Genomic DNA, 16,579 nt, shown 5'->3' with positions numbered 1-16,579 from the left:
GTATACCGGGCATGTAAATATACCCGGTTTTCCCAAAGCGTAATATTCTACTACTCGAGGTTTACGCTCAATCCGAGCCCCCTGAGTTCGTGTAACAATACATTCAACGATTCGGGTATACCCGGACTTGGCATCGGATCGCCTTTTACAATGGCTTCGTAGGCTTTGGCCCTTCCAATGACGTCGTCGGATTTCACCGTCAGAATTTCCTGCAGGATGTGTGATGCACCGAATGCTTCGAGTGCCCAAACCTCCATCTCTCCAAAACGCTGTCCACCAAACTGTGCTTTGCCACCGAGCGGCTGCTGCGTAATGAGCGAGTACGGACCAATCGAACGGGCATGCATCTTATCTTCAACCATGTGACCCAGTTTAAGCATGTAGATAATACCTACGGTTGCCGGCTGATCAAATGGTTCACCGGTTTCACCATCATGCAGAACAGTTTTACCGAAACGTGGTACACCTGCTTTATCGGTGTATTCCGAGATTTCGTCAAGCGAAGCACCGTCGAAAATTGGAGTGGCAAATGTCAACCCCAGTTCTTTACCGGCCCATCCCAGAACGGTTTCGTAAATCTGTCCCAGGTTCATACGTGATGGTACACCCAGCGGGTTCAGTACGATATCAACCGGAGTTCCGTCTGCCAGGAACGGCATATCTTCGTCGCGTACAATACGCGATACGATACCTTTGTTTCCGTGGCGACCGGCCATTTTATCACCAATCTGCAGTTTCCGCTTTTTAGCAATATATACCTTGGCCAGCTGGAGAATTCCGGCAGGAAGTTCGTCCCCAATGGTCACGTTGTAACGTTTACGACGGGCAACAGCTTCCGCTTCCTTGTACTTCATAATGTAGTTGTTCACAAGGTTGCGAATCATTTCGTTCTTATCCTTATCGGTCGTCCACTTATTCGGATTCACATTCAGATAGTCGATTGACTGCAGTTGCTTCAAGGTAAACTTGGTTCCTTTCGGAATAATGTCCGTATTGAAATAATCTTTCACACCCTGTGATGTTTTACCATTCACTAACGTGAAGATTTTATCGTAAAGAATCTCGTTCAGCTTTTCAATCTCGGATTCAAACTCGCGGTCGATTTGCTCGAGTAGAGGCTTGCTGGTGATTTTGCCTTTTTTCTCTTTCATGGCACGAGAGAAAAGCTTTTTATCAATAACAACACCACGAAGCGACGGGGAAGCTTTCAACGAAGCATCTTTCACATCACCGGCTTTATCACCAAAGATAGCACGGAGCAGTTTTTCTTCCGGTGAAGGATCGGATTCTCCTTTCGGAGTAATCTTACCGATCATGATATCGCCGGGTTTCACATTCGCTCCAATGCGAATCAAACCATTTTCATCGAGGTTGCGGGTAGCCTCTTCACTAACGTTTGGAATGTCAGAAGTGAATTCTTCAGCACCTCGTTTTGTATCACGCACTTCGAGTGAATACTCGTCGATATGAACAGAAGTGAAGATATCTTCACGGACTATCCGTTCCGAAATCACAATAGCATCCTCGTAGTTGTATCCCTGCCATGGCATGAATGCCACTTTCAGGTTACGTCCCAATGCCAGTTCACCATTTTGGGTTGCATATCCCTGGGTCATTAGTTCACCTTTGGTTACCCTTTGGCCTTTGTATACCATGGGCGTCAGGTCGATGCAGGTTCCCTGGTTGGTTTTCTGATATTTAGGAAGATAATATGTTTTGCTGTCCGAATTAAAGCTGACAAAACGCTCGTCATCGGTCATATCATATTTAACGACAATCTTTTTCGCGTCAACATAGTCAATCACGCCGTCGCCTTCAGCGGCAATCTGAACGCGGGCATCGCGAACCACGTAGCCCTCGAGTCCGGTCCCAACGATCGGAGCTTCAGGACGCAACAACGGAACAGCCTGACGCATCATGTTCGATCCCATCAATGCGCGGTTGGCATCATCATGCTCGAGGAAAGTAATCAATGATGCAGCAATCGATGCAATCTGGTTAGGACCAACATCCATAAGAGTCACCTCTTCAGGACTGGCTACCGGATAGTCGGCTTCGAGACGCGATTTGATTCGTTTATTGACAAATTCGCCTTCTTCAGTCAGTGGTGCGTTCGCCTGGGCGATAACTTTTCCTTCCTCCTCTTCAGCCGTCAGGTAAACAACATCATCGTTACTCAGACTTACTTTTCCGGCTTCCACCTTACGATAAGGGGTGGAGATAAATCCAAGATCCGTAATCTTTGCAAATACACAAAGCGAAGAAATCAAACCAATGTTCGGGCCTTCCGGGGTTTCAATCGGGCACAGACGACCGTAGTGTGTGTAGTGAACATCACGAACCTCGAAACCTGCCCGTTCGCGTGACAGGCCGCCCGGACCAAGAGCTGACATACGACGTTTATGCGTCATTTCGGCCAGCGGGTTGGTTTGATCCATGAACTGCGACAGTGCATTGGTACCGAAGAAGGAATTGATAACCGATGAAAGGGTTTTCGAGTTAATCAGGTCAACCGGTGTGAACACCTCGTTGTCACGTACGTTCATTCGCTCACGAATGGTACGCGCCATACGGGCCAGACCTACACCAAACTGGTTGTACATCTGTTCACCCACTGTCCGTACACGGCGGTTCGACAAGTGATCGATATCGTCGACGTCAGTTTTGGAATTGACGAGTTTTATGAGGTACTTGATGATTTCGATAATGTCCTCTTTGGTAAGAACGCGGGTATCCATATCAATATTCAGCCCAAGCTTTTTGTTGATACGGTAACGTCCAACTTCACCCAAGTCATAACGAACTTCGGAGAAGAACAATTTTTCGATTACATCACGTGCAGTTGCGTCATCCGGCGGTTCGGAATTACGCAGTTGTCGGTAAATATGCAGTACTGCTTCTTTCTCCGAGTTACACGGGTCTTTTTGCAAGGTATTGTAAATGATGGCATAATCACCCACATTTTGTTCTTCTTTATGCAGAAGAATCGTTTTTGCGCCCGAATCAAGGATTTCTTCGACGTGTTCCGGTTTAATAACCGTTTCACGATCGATGATAACTTCGTTACGCTCAATGGATACCACCTCGCCGGTATCTTCATCGACAAAATCCTCCACCCATGTTTTCAGAACACGAGCAGCCAGTCTGCGTCCAACAACCTTTTTCAATCCCGATTTCGAAACCTTTACTTCATCAGCGAGACCAAAGATTTCGAGAATGTCTTTATCGCTCTCGTATCCAATTGCACGCAAAAGGGTGGTAACTGGTAATTTCTTCTTCCGGTCGATGTAAGCAAACATCACATTATTAATGTCAGTGGCAAACTCGATCCAGGAGCCTCTGAAAGGAATAATCCTAGCTGAGTAAAGTTTGGTTCCATTAGCATGTACACTCTGCCCGAAAAATACGCCGGGTGAACGGTGCAGCTGCGATACAACTACCCTTTCAGCTCCGTTAATCACGTATGAGCCACTTGGTGTCATGTATGGCACGGTGCCAAGATATACATCCTGAACAACCGTATCGAAATCTTCGTGCTCGGGATCGGTACAGTATAGCTTTAATTTGGCTTTTAAGGGTACACTGTAAGTGAGCCCACGCTCGATACATTCGGTAATCGAATATCGAGGCGGATCGACCTGATAATCGAGGAATTCGAGGACAAAATTATTTCGGGTATCAGTTATGGGGAAATTCTCCTGAAAAACGCTACTCAAACCTTCGTTTTTCCGCTCTTCAGGAGAGGTTCCCAACTGGAAAAATTCTTTGAAAGATTTAATCTGCACCTCCAGAAAGTCGGGGTACTCGAACCTACTCTTAGTAGATGCAAAACTAATTCTTTGATTTACAGTATTTGAAGACATTAGCAACCAAATTAAGGAACCTAAAATATAAACATAAAAAGGCTTAGAATCCCTTTACGGGATCCTAAACCGTATATAACCTCAGAACTATAGGTCAAAGTCTTATTTGAGTTCAACTTCAGCTCCAGCTTCTTCAAGTTGAGATTTCAGCGATTCAGCCTCTTCTTTCGAGACTTTTTCCTTGATGGCTTTCGGTGCACCGTCAACCAATTCTTTAGCTTCCTTCAGGCCAACACCCGCTAATTCCTTAACCAGTTTTACTACGGCCAGTTTAGAACCTCCGGCAGCATTAAGAATAACATCAAACTCTGTTTGAGCTTCTTCAGCGGCAACTTCACCACCAGCAGCAGGACCAGCAACGGCTACAGCAGCGGCTGCAGGCTCTATGCCATATTCTTCTTTCAGGATCTCAGCCAGTTCGGTAACATCTTTTACAGTCAGATTTACCAGTTCTTCTGCAAGCTTTTTAAGATCTGCCATTTTCCTCGAGATTTAAATATTAAGTAATTAAATTTTTTAACTCTAAATTGTAATAATAATTAGGCGTTACGCTCTTCCAATGTTTTCAATACACCAGAAATAGTTGTTCCTCCAGATTGAAGGGCCGAGATAAGATTCTTGGCCGGTGACTGGAGCAGCGCAATAACGTCTGCAAGCAATTCTTCTTTTGATTTGATATTTACCAATACGTCCAACTGATCGGCACCAATATATGTTGATTCTTCAACATAAGCACCTTTCAATACAGGCTTCTTGTTCACTTTGCTGAACTCTTTAATGAGCCTAGCTGGTACGTTACCTGTATTGCAAAACAGAATGGACGTATTTCCTTTCAGTACGTCATAAAGCGACTCAGCTTCCTTTTCAGAATTTTCGAGGGCCCTACGGAGCAGTGTATTCTTAACTACAATCAGTTTTACTTCACGCTTGTGACACAACCGCCTTAAGTCATTTGACTTCTCAGCATTCAGGTCGGCTGTATCGGCCAAGTAAAAGTGACTGTATGAATTGATCTGCTCGGTTAATTGATCAATAACCTCTATTTTTTCGGATCTTTTCATCTCAATAATCTTTTACTTAGTCCAAGCAAGACTTAGGTTCAACCTGAATCCCCGGGCTCATGGTACTGGAAACATAAATGCTCCGGATGTAAGTACCTTTCGCAGCGGCGGGCTTTAATTTCTGAATGGTATGCACAAACTCGCGGATATTCGCTTCGATTTTGTCCGGTTCGAATGATGCTTTTCCAACTGAGGTATGAACAATTCCATACTTGTCAACTTTGAAGTCGATCTTACCCATCTTTACTTCCTGGATTGCCTTACCAACTTCCATGGTAACGGTTCCACTTTTGGGATTGGGCATCAGACCACGAGGGCCAAGGATACGACCCAACTGACCTACTTTTCCCATTACCGGAGGCATAGTGATCACAACGTCTACATCGGTCCAACCATTTTTGATTTTATCAATGTATTCATCCAGACCAACATAATCAGCTCCTGCTTCATTGGCTTCGGCTTCCTTCTCAGGAGTTACCAACGCCAGAACCTTCACTGATTTACCGGTTCCATGGGGCAAAGTCACAACACCGCGTACCATTTGGTTGGCTTTCCGGGGATCGACCCCGAGCCGGACGTCTACATCAACCGAAGCATCGAATTTCGAACTGGTAATTTCTTTTACCAACGCTGATGCTTCCTGCAAAGTATAGACTTTCCCGGCTTCGAGTTTCTCCAAAGCAGCCTTTTTATTTTTGGTAACTTTTGCCATTTGGACGTTTACTTTTTTAGTTATTAAATGGAGAATCTCCGTTTACGGCAATCCCCATACTCCGAGCGGTACCGGCAACCATACGCATAGCCGATTCCACGGTGAAACAGTTCAGGTCAGTCATTTTGCTTTCGGCAATTTCCTTCACCTGATCCCATGATACCTCTCCCACTTTATTAACATGAGGCTCCGAAGATCCTTTTTTCACCTTTGCTGCATCGAGAAGTTGAACTGCTACAGGCGGTGTTTTTACGATGAAGTCGAATGACTTATCGGCATACACGGTAATTACTACCGGTAATACTTTGCCTGCCTGCTCCTGCGTCCTGCTGTTAAACTGCTTGCAGAACTGCATGATGTTCACCCCTTTGGCACCAAGGGCCGGACCTACGGGAGGTGAGGGATTCGCTGCACCACCTTTAATCTGTAATTTAATTAATCCAGCAACTTCTTTTGCCATAACGTTTTTTTAGAAAAAGTTACGTTACTCCTTTTCTACTTGCATAAAGCTAAGTTCCAAGGGTGTTTTTCGACCGAAGATCTTAACCATTACTTTCAGTTTCTTCTTTTCCTCATTGACTTCTTCAATGATTCCATTGAAACCGTTGAACGGTCCATCGATCACTTTGACGGTCTCTCCTACAACGAACGGCACTTCAAAACCTTCGCCACCTTCCTGAAGCTCGTCAACCTTACCAAGAATACGGTTTACTTCTGACTGACGCATGGGGACCGGTTCGCCCCCTTTGGTGTCACCCAGAAAACCAATTACATTGGTAATATTCTTTAGCATGTGTGGAATTTCTCCCACCAATGCTGCTTCAATCAGGACGTATCCCGGGAAGAAATTGCGTTCTTTCGCTACCTTCTTACCGTTTCGGATTTGATATACCTTTTCCGTCGGGATTAAAACCTGTGAAATGTAATCTTGAAGACCAGCATTCGCAATTTCGTTTTCGATATATTCTTTTACCTTCTTTTCTTTCCCTCCGATGGCTCGAAGAACATACCATTTGCGTTGAATTTCACTCATTACGGTCCTCCAGAATCAAATTAATAGAATAAACTGTAAACAAATTTCATCAAATTCTCAAAAGAGATATCGATCAAAAATATTAACAGTGCGATTATTAAGGAAGCAACCATTACTACTACTGCACTATTCTGTAATTCCTTCCAGGTTGGCCATGTAACTTTGTGTACCAACTCGGTATAGGCTTCAGCAAAATACGATTGTATCTTCATATCTGAATTTAATTCGTTTTATTTCTCTTTGCGAGATGTCGGGCAGGAAGAGTCGAACTTACCAGCAAACACCCCCAATGGGCTCACCCGTTGTAAAAGCAGTCCCGGGCATAAAGTCCGGGACTGCTTTATTGCTTTAGCTTTATGCTTTCAAATCACTCAATAATTTCAGTAACCTGACCTGCACCTACGGTACGGCCACCTTCGCGGATAGCAAAACGCAGACCGAGGTTCAAGGCAACCGGGTAAATCAGCTCAACAGTAATTGATACGTTGTCGCCAGGCATTACCATTTCAGTTCCTTCAGGAAGAGAAATTTCACCGGTTACGTCAAGGGTACGCAGATAAAACTGTGGACGGTACTTGTTGTGGAAAGGAGTGTGACGACCACCTTCTTCTTTTTTCAGTACATAAATCTCAGCTTTAAATTTGGTGTGAGGAGTGATTGTTCCTGGTTTTGCCAGAATCATACCACGTTTGATTTCCTTTTTATCAACACCACGAAGCAACAAACCTACGTTGTCACCAGCCTGTCCGTCGTCAAGAATCTTACGGAACATCTCAACTCCGGTACAAACAGTTTTACGACCTTCAGCACCCAAACCAATCAACTGCAACTCATCTCCAGTGTGTACGACACCAGTTTCGATACGACCGGTAGCCACGGTCCCACGACCAGTAATTGAGAATACGTCCTCTACAGGCATCAGGAAAGGCTTATCAATATCACGGGGAGGAAGCGGAATCCAGTTATCAACTGCATCCATCAGTTCCATCACTTTTTCTTCCCATTTTTCTTCGCCATTCAATGCGCCAAGTGCAGACCCCTGGATAACGGGAGTATTGTCACCATCGAATTCGTAGAAATCGAGCAGTTCACGAACTTCCATTTCAACCAGTTCCAACAATTCTTCGTCGTCAACCATGTCAACTTTGTTCATGAAAACAACGATCCTGGGAACGTTTACCTGGCGAGCCAACAGGATGTGCTCACGAGTTTGCGGCATAGGACCATCAGTAGCAGCTACTACAAGAATGGCTCCGTCCATCTGGGCAGCACCAGTTACCATGTTCTTTACATAGTCGGCGTGCCCCGGACAGTCAACGTGTGCGTAGTGACGATTTTCAGTCTGGTACTCGACGTGAGCCGTATTAATGGTAATACCACGCTCCTTTTCTTCAGGTGCGTTGTCAATAGAATCGAATTCTTTTACTTCAGACAGCCCCTTCTTAGCCAGAACTTTAGTAATTGCAGCTGTAAGTGTTGTCTTACCGTGGTCCACGTGGCCAATGGTACCAATGTTCACGTGGTCTTTGGTCCTGTTGTAATGTTCTTTAGCCATAAATCCAAAAATTAGATAGTGTGTTTTTAATTTTCTATTTGTAAATCATCTAATCTTTTTACGAGCCGATGACGAGAATTGAACTCGTGACCTCTTCCTTACCAAGGAAGCGCTCTACCCCTGAGCTACATCGGCAAAACCAGAGCGGGAGACGGGGCTCAAACCCGCGACCCTCAGCTTGGAAGGCTGATGCTCTATCAACTGAGCTACTCCCGCAAATTTTACGTGGGGAGAGCAGGATTCGAACCTACGAAGGCATAAGCCAGCAGATTTACAGTCTGCCCCAGTTGGCCACTTTGGTATCTCCCCATCTCAAGAAAATATGATGAACTTTTTGCTGTTTTCTACAATAATCGGGAAGCTTTAACTTCAAATAAAAACCCCCACTCATTTACATAACAGCTATTTACCCGTGATAGTTGCGTTCAATTCAAAGCCACCTGCCCAAATCACGCCCCGATACACAGAACAAACCATTTCCAAGGAATTACTCCTTAAAAATGGTTTGCAAATGTAAAAAATTTTTTGCCTAAAAAGCAAATTTACCACACTTTTTTTAAATTATTTAGCCTTTAGTTTTTCCTTGTATTTCTTGAGCTGACGACGTAATGCATCGATCGCCGAATCGGTCGCTTCCTCGAAGGTTCGGGCCTGCTTTTTGGCAAAGAGGTTTTCGTTGGAAGGAACGGACAATCTTATCTCCGCAATCTTGTTTTCCTTTTCCTCATCATTTTCCAATTTTAGCACTATATCGGCACCGATAATCCCGTCAAAGAACAAGTCCAACTTGTTTACTTTTTTCTCACAAAATTCGACCAGCTTCTGATCGGCCTTGAAATGAACTGCTTGTACTTTAACGTCCATCATAAATCCTCCATTCGTTTAAGCCCTGGGGTGAGCTTGTTTATAAACTTCTTTTAGCTTCTCAAATGATGTATGGGTGTAGACTTGCGTAGCTGCCAGGTTTGAATGTCCCAACAACTCCTTGATTGCATTCAGGTCTGCCCCATGATTCAAAAGATGTGTGGCAAAAGTGTGCCGCAGGATATGCGGACTTTTTTTATCGAGTGTGGTAACTTTAGCCAAATGTTTTTTCACAGAACGATAGACCAGCTTATCGTATACCGGCTCACCGGCTGCTGTCATAAATAAAAAACAAGACCCTTCCCCGAAAAGTTCACGACGTTTGGTAATATAGGCGGTCAAATCACGATTTATTTCACGTGGATACGGGACCAGGCGTTCCTTATTTCTCTTGCCCAACACTTTCACCATCGATTCATCCTGATTCAGATCGTCCATTTTCATGGTTCTCAGCTCCGCCAGGCGAATACCGGTACCATAAAAGAGGCTTATCATGGCCTTATCGCGCACTCCTTCAAAATCATTGGTGAAATAACGGCCATCGAGCAACCGGTTAATTTCGGTTTCCTGAAGGAAGGAAGGAAGACGTTTACCCGCCCTTGGCGAAATAACGCGATCCATCGGGTTCTTCTCCATCAATTCCTCCCGCATCATAAACCTGAAATAGGTCTTCAGCGTCGAAAGTTTCCGATTAACAGTCCGGGCCGAAATATCCTGCTCCATCATGGAAATAATCCATTGCCTGACCAAGTGATAATCGACCGCCTTTAAACAAAAATCCTCCACCAATTCATTCCCGAAAGAAATAAACTGATCGAGGTCTTTTTTATAGGCCGCCAGCGTGTGCGGCGAATAACGCTTTTCGTATTTCAGATAATTCAGAAATGATGCCTGATTAAACATTGAAAAGGGTTAAAGATTTGAATTCAAGATACGAAAAAAATCGCACCCATTTTACATGTCTCAGCCCTTAACATGCGTTAATCTTCTTCATGCTGCATTTGCTGAATATAGATCGCTTTTTTAATCTCCGTGCGACGTTCAACTGAAGGTTTGGTATAAGCCTGACGGCTACGCAGTTCTTTTACTACTCCGGTTTTTTCAAATTTTCTTTTGAAACGCTTGAGAGCACGTTCGATGTTCTCTCCTTCTTTCAAGGGAATTACAATCATACCGTTTCCTTATTACTTAATTTATTCTAGTTTCTTTATTATTCCTGATTTCGGGTCGCAAATTTATGAATATTCCGTTACGAATCAAACTGTCAGCACTAAATAATTAGTGCCAACGACAAATAATGCTATCGAAATTTACGGCGCAAAGATAATGTAAGGATGTAGTTTTTCAACTTTTTCAGGAAGGAAAATATCACCAAGGGCATCAAAACCTTCAATCTTGCCCAGTTTCTCCCGTTTGTTCACTACCGCTTTAGCTTCACGATAGTCGATATAAGGATGACGGGCCAAATCGCCCAACGAGGCAAAATTGATTTGAATGGGGCGGAGAGCTTCTTTTGAAGCCTTTAAATAAGGCCGGGCTTTATTGTAATGTTCTTCCCTCAGGCCATAAACCTCTTTTAATTGACCGACAGAATAATATCCGCCCAACAGCTTTCTGTATTTAACAATGCGCCCGGCTAACACGGGACCAATTCCTGGTAATTTTTCCAGACTAACAGAATCAGCCCTGTTTAAATCGATAACCGGAATTGCGATTCTCTCTGGAATGGCAACTTGCAACCGGGCTATTTTAAGTGCCGATGATTTTCGAGGAGGCCGATTCTTGACGATTCTCTTAACCCGAGGCACCGTATCCTCAGCCAGCCGGACAAAAGGCACGAGTTGCTCACTAACCGAACCGGACAGTCCATAAATTTTCCCAACGTCTTCCGGCTTCCTGAAACGGCCGCCTTTCCGGAGATAATTTACCCAAATGGATGCCGGCTTTTCCGGAATCCCCATTGCAATTAACTGCTCTTTGGTTGCTTGGTTTGGATTGAACGGAACAAGATGCAACCGGCTTTTTTCCCTGGAAAGGCTATCCAGATGTTTTTGATATGTCGCGACCTGTTCTTCCCACTCCGAAAAATCGTATTTCGGTGCTGGGATAATAATTGGCAACATCAAATTAATTCCAATAATTACCAACAAAATGGTGAGCAAAACCAACAGGCCGTTTTTCTCTCTTTTCGAGAAACTAAAATATGTGCGCAAAAACGAAAATTTCATTAATATGAAGGCTTGGATTGTAACTTCTATATTAAAGTTACAAAAAAAGCTTCCTGCTAACCAGAAATCTTTTCAGTGAATTCGATATTGTCGGATTAAAATTTCAGGATCCCAAGACTATTCAGAAAAACAAAGGCAATAGCCACCGGTGCCAGAAACTTGATGATGAAATAGTAGGCCTTGAAGAGTCTTTCGTGTCCGCTTTCACCTTCAACACCCTTTTTTATTACGCCCTTTTTAAGAATATAGCCGGCAAAAATGGTAATTAATAATCCGCCAAAAGGCAACAGAATGTTGGAAGAAACGTAATCGAGCAATTCGAAAGCGGTTTTTCCGAATAGTGTAACATCTTTCAGTGGCCCGTATGATAAGGCGCTAAGAACCCCCAATATTCCCGCCGCAATTCCCGACATCCATGTGGCTTTTTTCCTGCTAATTTTTAACTCCTCGGCAAAATAGGCCACAATTACCTCCAGCAACGAGATGGAAGATGTTAGTGCGGCAATGACCAACAGGACAAAAAACAACAGCGCAAAAAAATATCCGCCGGGCATTTGCTGGAAAATATTCGGCAGCGTAATAAACACCAGTTTGGGGCCTGCATCGGGCTCGATATTGAAAGCGAAAACTGCCGGAAATATAGCGATTCCAGCCAATACAGCAATCAGTGTATCGGCAAACGACACGGATGCCGCCGTACTCATCAATCTCTCTTTCCGGTTAATGTAAGAGCCATAGGTAATAATGGTTCCCATTCCCAGGCTTAATGAAAAGAAAGCCTGTCCCAATGCCTCCAGAACCGCATTTCCGGTTAGTTTGCTAAAATCGGGTTTAAACAAAAACTCCAATCCTTCGCCTGCGCCGGGAAGGGTTATCGCCCGGATGTCGAGAATGATGATAATAACGAGCAACACCGGCATCAGAATTTTAGTATACTTCTCAATTCCTTTGCTGACTCCTGCCACCACAATAGTTGAGGTTAGAAGAAGAAAAATCAACATCCACAAAACGGGCCAAAACGAGCCGGAGACAAAATCGCCGTACATGGTATTCAACTCTACCGGAGTTTTCCCGGCAAAGCCATTTTCGACAGCCTGAAGCGTATATTCGAGCGCCCAACCGGCTACGGCGCTGTAAAAGGATAAAATCATGAACGCAGCTGCCACTCCCATTATACCGACCAATGGCCAGCCAGTTCCGGTGGACAGAAACTTAAACGTTCCGTAGGCATTACGTTGAGCGCTTCGACCAAGTGTCATTTCAGTTAGCATTAACGGAATGCCAATGAGAATAATGAAAAAAAGGTAAATCAGGAAAAATGCTCCTCCCCCGTTCTCTCCCAGGACATAAGGGAAGCGCCAAATGTTACCAAGTCCGATGGCCGAACCCGCAGCAGCGGCAATAATGCCAAAGCGACTTGTAAAACTGTCTCTCTTTCCTTGCATAAGGTGGTTCGTGTTAGTTCAATAAATTGAAATCGCAGATAATCCCTATTTAGAATAAATAAAAGCTTTTTATAATCAATGTTTTACAACGAACAAATTTGTCATTTTTTTTCGGATTGCCCAAGATGCTTCCTAACACGAACAAATGTATATAAACAAAAAAACCACCTCCGGGTGGTTTTTATATTTGTATCGTTCGGTTTGAACTTTCTTAATCGCGATCGATAGCGTTCAATGCTTTAAACGCTTCTTTCAAACGCGCAATAACACCTTCTTCTCCGGCACGCAGCCAAACGCGGGGATCGTAATGCTTCTTGTTCGGTTTATCTTCACCTTCCGGGTTACCAATCTGGCTCTGAAGGTAGCCGTGGTTTTTAGCTTCGAATTCACGAACACCATTCCACATTGCCCACTGAGTATCGGTATCGATATTCATCTTGATAACACCATACCCAATCGCTTCGTGGATTTCTTCAGGTTTAGAACCAGAACCGCCATGGAATACAAAGTTAACCGGCTTCTTATCTTCGATACCCAGTTTTTCAGCAATGTAATCCTGTGAATTTTTCAGAATAACCGGACGCAATACAACGTTACCCGGTTTATAAACTCCGTGAACATTACCAAATGAAGCGGCAATAGTGAAGTTGGGCGAAATTTTACTCAGTTCAGTATATGCATAGAAAACATCCTCCGGCTGTGTATACAGCAGCGCATTATCTACACTGGTATTGTCAACTCCATCTTCCTCTCCACCAGTGATACCGAGCTCGATTTCAAGAGTCATACCCATTTTGCTCATGCGGGCAAGGTATTTTTTACAAATCTCGATATTCTCTTTGAGTGGTTCTTCAGAAAGGTCGAGCATATGTGAACTGAACAACGGTTTTCCGTATTGTTCGAAATGTTTTTCACCTGCATCGAGCAATCCGTCAATCCATGGTAACAGTTTCTTTGCTGCATGGTCGGTATGCACGATCACGTGCACTCCGTAGGCTTCAGCAACCGTATGAATATGTTTTGCAGCTGAGATCCCACCCAGAACAGCAGCTTGCTGACCTTCGAGTTTTAACCCTTTACCTGCATAAAAAGCAGCACCACCGTTTGAAAGCTGAATGATGACCGGTGAGTTAACAACTTTGGCAGCTTCCAAGACTGCATTAACAGTATCGGTCCCGGTTACGTTTACTGCCGGAAGAGCGAAGTTGTTTTCCTTGGCTACTTTAAAAATGGTTTGAAGGTCTTTCCCGGTTACAACACCAGGCTTAATGTCTTTAAATAATTTTGCGCTCATAGCTCTTATTTTTCAGGTAGATATAACTTACTATAAATAACCTTATTCTCTTAGTTATTTTTTCGAATAACCGATTGCAAAGGTACGAATAAAAAACGAAACAATGTTTTACAACACTTGTTAAAACAACGTTAAAAGGGATACCCGATAGCAAAGTTAACGTTGAAATCATCAATTGTATACGGGCGGTTACCGATGATCCATCTGGAGCCTTCCGGGCGCAAAGGATCGCGTAGTTTCATTCCGACATCCAGCCGGAAAATTACGTAGGAAAAATCGAACCGAAATCCGGTTCCTGTTCCCACCGCTAACTCATTATAAAACTTATCCAGACGAAACTCGGTTCCCGGGCGGTTATCTTTCAACGACCAGATATTACCCACATCCAGGAAAAAGGCTCCTTCCAGCATACCAATCATCTTATAGCGATATTCGATATTACCCTCCAGTTTAATATCTCCTGTCTGATTCGGGAAAGCATTCGGATCTGCCTTATAAGTACCCGGGCCAAGCGCTCGGACCGGCCAGGCCCGAATATCATTGGCGCCACCTGTAAAATATTTACGTTCGAAAGGCACCTGTTTCGAGTTACCATATGGAACGGCAATCCCGCCAAAACCACGAATAACAACGGTATTATACTTATCGAGCACCCAGCAACGACGATATTCCAGGTCGGCCCGGAAATACTGGGCAAAAGGAGTTCCCAGAAATTTGTATTGGCCTCCCGCTAACGTGTCCGTCAATTCCTGGGGACGATTGGCCAGTTTGCTGTAACCATACAAGGTATTCCCTGCTGTTTCGAATGAGGCACGCAGATATTTATAGTTGGTCCTTTTCTGCAAACGCTGTGTATTGTATGTATAAATGTAATTGAACGATGAAATGGAGTGATCGGTATATGAGCTACGGATATACAGATTCTCGATGGATGCAATGAATCCCGGATCGTACGAGAACATTTTCACCAGGTTAAAATCCAGCAGATTGATTCGGTGTGTCGAGAATTCAGACGATTTCCACTGATAACCAAAACTGGCACGCGCAATGGTCCGGGTGTAATCGGGACGACGCTGGTAATTGTATGCCAGGTTGAAAAGTGTTTTGGGAGTGGAGTATTGAAACAGCCTATTTGACCGAATGGGGGCCAAAAATTTGGGCAGCGTAAGTTTGGTGTCAATACCTGTTTCCAGTGTATTGAAAAATTTGACAGAATCCTTCACACCATAGCTTTGCCGCTCGGTTGCCCCACGCAATTGCACATCGAGGATCTCTCCCCCTTTGAAAAGATTTCGGTGTTGATAATTTAAATTCCCGGCGACCCCCAGGTTCCCCGATGAATTCGTTCCTTCGAGCGAGAATGAATAGGATTGCTTGGTAGATGGGGTTAATTGAATGATACAATCGAGCATTGGGCGCCCCATTGAATCCCGTTGCCCGGTATCCTCAAACTGAATATTAATCACCTTGAACAACCGCAGTAAGGATAATTCGTTGTAGGTGCGCTCTACTTCACTCACCTTATAATAACCCGCATCACCAATATGGTTCGCATTGATGAGCAAATCCGGACGGAAACGCAACGATTTTTTATAGATGAAGTAGTAGTTGTCAACTTTCAGCGTATCCTGCGGGACCATGTCCATATTCAGGTGTGCACTGAATAACGCTTTACGGGGTTCATATTCCGTAAGGAAATAAAAATTCCGGAATGTAAACTTCTTATGCGGCTGGTATTCGATATTACCCAGCGAATCCTGTATTTCCTGCTCTCCAACCAACATCGTTACGTCCGACTGCCGTTTCCCCAGAGTTGTATCGGCCTCATAGGAAATGCTGTTGCGGTTCATCCGATAATAACCTTGATCCTTTAACGTGCGAACCATCCGCATTCGCTCACTGCCCAGTTTATCCATGTCCAGATTTTCACCGAGATGAACGGCCGACAATGTCGAATCCTGACGCACAATTGTCCGGAGTGAGTCGTCAAGCACGTTGACCTTGTAGCGACTGATTGTATAAGGTTCATTGGCCACAATGCGATAGACGACTTCAGCCTTTTTCTTTTTGCGATAAACCGTATCGGTTACCTCTGCATCATAATAGCCCTTATTGTGCATATACCTTTCCAACTCTTCGTCTGAGCGCCTGGTCAGGAAGGGATCGTATATCACAGGTGCTTCACCTATTCGCTTCAGCCAACCATCTTTTTTCTTTTGTGACGATAAGTTGTAAAGTGCCAGATGAAACTTCCAGAATCCGAGAATCGAGGTGTTAGGTGTCTGCCGAAAATAACTCTTTAACTCCTGCTTGTCAATGTTTTTCGTATCAGACTCAACCTTCACTTTATTCAACAGGTATTCATCCTGCGGAACAAATTTCGTTGTCCGGCAGGAAAAAATTAGTAAAACCAGAAAAGCCAATCCGAAAATCAGCTTTATTGTTCTCAACAAATCCTTCAACACATTGAAAATTGGAAACCTCACAAATATAGTGAACTCAATAATTTAAAATCGTTTATTTT

The 16,579-nt window shown here is 44.0% G+C and carries 15 protein-coding genes and 3 tRNA genes; all 18 read right to left on the bottom strand.

What is annotated here, in order from left to right; all coding sequences use genetic code 11:
- Positions 1-50 precede the first annotated feature (50 nt).
- The 18 genes from rpoB to GJU82_RS00360 all read right to left on the bottom strand — a co-directional run bounded on the left by rpoB (position 51) and on the right by GJU82_RS00360 (position 16,505).
- The gene (gene rpoB / locus GJU82_RS00445) at positions 51-3,863 is read right to left on the bottom strand and encodes a DNA-directed RNA polymerase subunit beta (protein ID WP_153630352.1); all 3,813 of its coding nucleotides are present in this window, start codon (positions 3,861-3,863) and stop codon (positions 51-53) included.
- Positions 3,864-3,965: 102 nt separating this feature from the next.
- The gene (gene rplL, locus GJU82_RS00440; RefSeq protein ID WP_153630351.1) at positions 3,966-4,343 is read right to left on the bottom strand and encodes a 50S ribosomal protein L7/L12; all 378 of its coding nucleotides are present in this window, start codon (positions 4,341-4,343) and stop codon (positions 3,966-3,968) included.
- A gap of 59 nt (positions 4,344-4,402) precedes the next feature.
- A complete protein-coding gene (rplJ, locus tag GJU82_RS00435; protein ID WP_153630350.1) occupies positions 4,403-4,924 on the bottom strand; it encodes a 50S ribosomal protein L10 in 522 nt (173 codons plus the stop codon).
- 16 nt (positions 4,925-4,940) lie between these two features.
- Positions 4,941-5,636 carry a 50S ribosomal protein L1 gene (rplA, locus tag GJU82_RS00430; RefSeq protein WP_153630349.1) on the bottom strand — a complete coding sequence of 232 codons (696 nt, stop codon included), beginning with the start codon at positions 5,634-5,636 and terminating at the stop codon, positions 4,941-4,943.
- Positions 5,637-5,652: 16 nt separating this feature from the next.
- Complete coding sequence (gene rplK / locus GJU82_RS00425; protein WP_153630348.1) at positions 5,653-6,096, bottom strand: 50S ribosomal protein L11; 444 nt, start codon at positions 6,094-6,096, stop codon at positions 5,653-5,655.
- Positions 6,097-6,120: 24 nt separating this feature from the next.
- Positions 6,121-6,669, bottom strand: a complete 549-nt coding sequence (gene nusG / locus GJU82_RS00420) for a transcription termination/antitermination protein NusG (RefSeq protein WP_153630347.1) — start codon at positions 6,667-6,669, stop codon at positions 6,121-6,123.
- A gap of 20 nt (positions 6,670-6,689) precedes the next feature.
- A complete protein-coding gene (gene secE / locus GJU82_RS00415; protein ID WP_153630346.1) occupies positions 6,690-6,881 on the bottom strand; it encodes a preprotein translocase subunit SecE in 192 nt (63 codons plus the stop codon).
- A gap of 155 nt (positions 6,882-7,036) precedes the next feature.
- Positions 7,037-8,224, bottom strand: a complete 1,188-nt coding sequence (tuf, locus tag GJU82_RS00410; protein ID WP_153630345.1) for an elongation factor Tu — start codon at positions 8,222-8,224, stop codon at positions 7,037-7,039.
- A gap of 63 nt (positions 8,225-8,287) precedes the next feature.
- A tRNA-Thr gene (locus tag GJU82_RS00405) sits at positions 8,288-8,359 on the bottom strand.
- Positions 8,360-8,367: 8 nt separating this feature from the next.
- A tRNA-Gly gene (locus tag GJU82_RS00400) sits at positions 8,368-8,440 on the bottom strand.
- Positions 8,441-8,450: 10 nt separating this feature from the next.
- Positions 8,451-8,533, bottom strand: a tRNA-Tyr gene (locus tag GJU82_RS00395).
- A gap of 252 nt (positions 8,534-8,785) precedes the next feature.
- Positions 8,786-9,091: a ribosome hibernation-promoting factor, HPF/YfiA family gene (gene hpf, locus GJU82_RS00390; RefSeq protein ID WP_228488496.1), complete on the bottom strand. Its 306-nt coding sequence runs from the start codon at positions 9,089-9,091 to the stop codon at positions 8,786-8,788.
- Between the two features lie 15 nt (positions 9,092-9,106).
- Positions 9,107-9,991, bottom strand: a complete 885-nt coding sequence (locus GJU82_RS00385; protein ID WP_153630344.1) for a tyrosine-type recombinase/integrase — start codon at positions 9,989-9,991, stop codon at positions 9,107-9,109.
- A 77-nt stretch (positions 9,992-10,068) separates the two neighbouring features.
- Positions 10,069-10,260 (bottom strand): 30S ribosomal protein S21, encoded by a 192-nt coding sequence (rpsU, locus tag GJU82_RS00380; RefSeq protein WP_153630343.1) that lies wholly within the window; start codon positions 10,258-10,260, stop codon positions 10,069-10,071.
- Between the two features lie 138 nt (positions 10,261-10,398).
- On the bottom strand, positions 10,399-11,316 hold the full coding sequence (locus GJU82_RS00375) for a helix-hairpin-helix domain-containing protein (protein ID WP_153630342.1): 918 nt from the start codon (positions 11,314-11,316) through the stop codon (positions 10,399-10,401).
- Positions 11,317-11,411: 95 nt separating this feature from the next.
- Positions 11,412-12,761 carry a sodium-dependent transporter gene (locus tag GJU82_RS00370; RefSeq protein ID WP_153630341.1) on the bottom strand — a complete coding sequence of 450 codons (1,350 nt, stop codon included), beginning with the start codon at positions 12,759-12,761 and terminating at the stop codon, positions 11,412-11,414.
- 211 nt (positions 12,762-12,972) lie between these two features.
- On the bottom strand, positions 12,973-14,055 hold the full coding sequence (fbaA, locus tag GJU82_RS00365) for a class II fructose-bisphosphate aldolase (protein ID WP_153630340.1): 1,083 nt from the start codon (positions 14,053-14,055) through the stop codon (positions 12,973-12,975).
- 131 nt (positions 14,056-14,186) lie between these two features.
- Entirely contained in the window at positions 14,187-16,505 is a 2,319-nt protein-coding gene (locus GJU82_RS00360; RefSeq protein WP_153630339.1) for a BamA/TamA family outer membrane protein, read from the bottom strand.
- Between the last annotated feature and the right edge of the window lie 74 nt (positions 16,506-16,579).

Source organism: Prolixibacter sp. SD074, assembly GCF_009617895.1.
In the GTDB taxonomy this organism is placed as follows: domain Bacteria; phylum Bacteroidota; class Bacteroidia; order Bacteroidales; family Prolixibacteraceae; genus Prolixibacter.
Note: the sequence above shows the minus strand (reverse complement) of the source record. Positions and strands in the feature narration are given on the sequence as shown.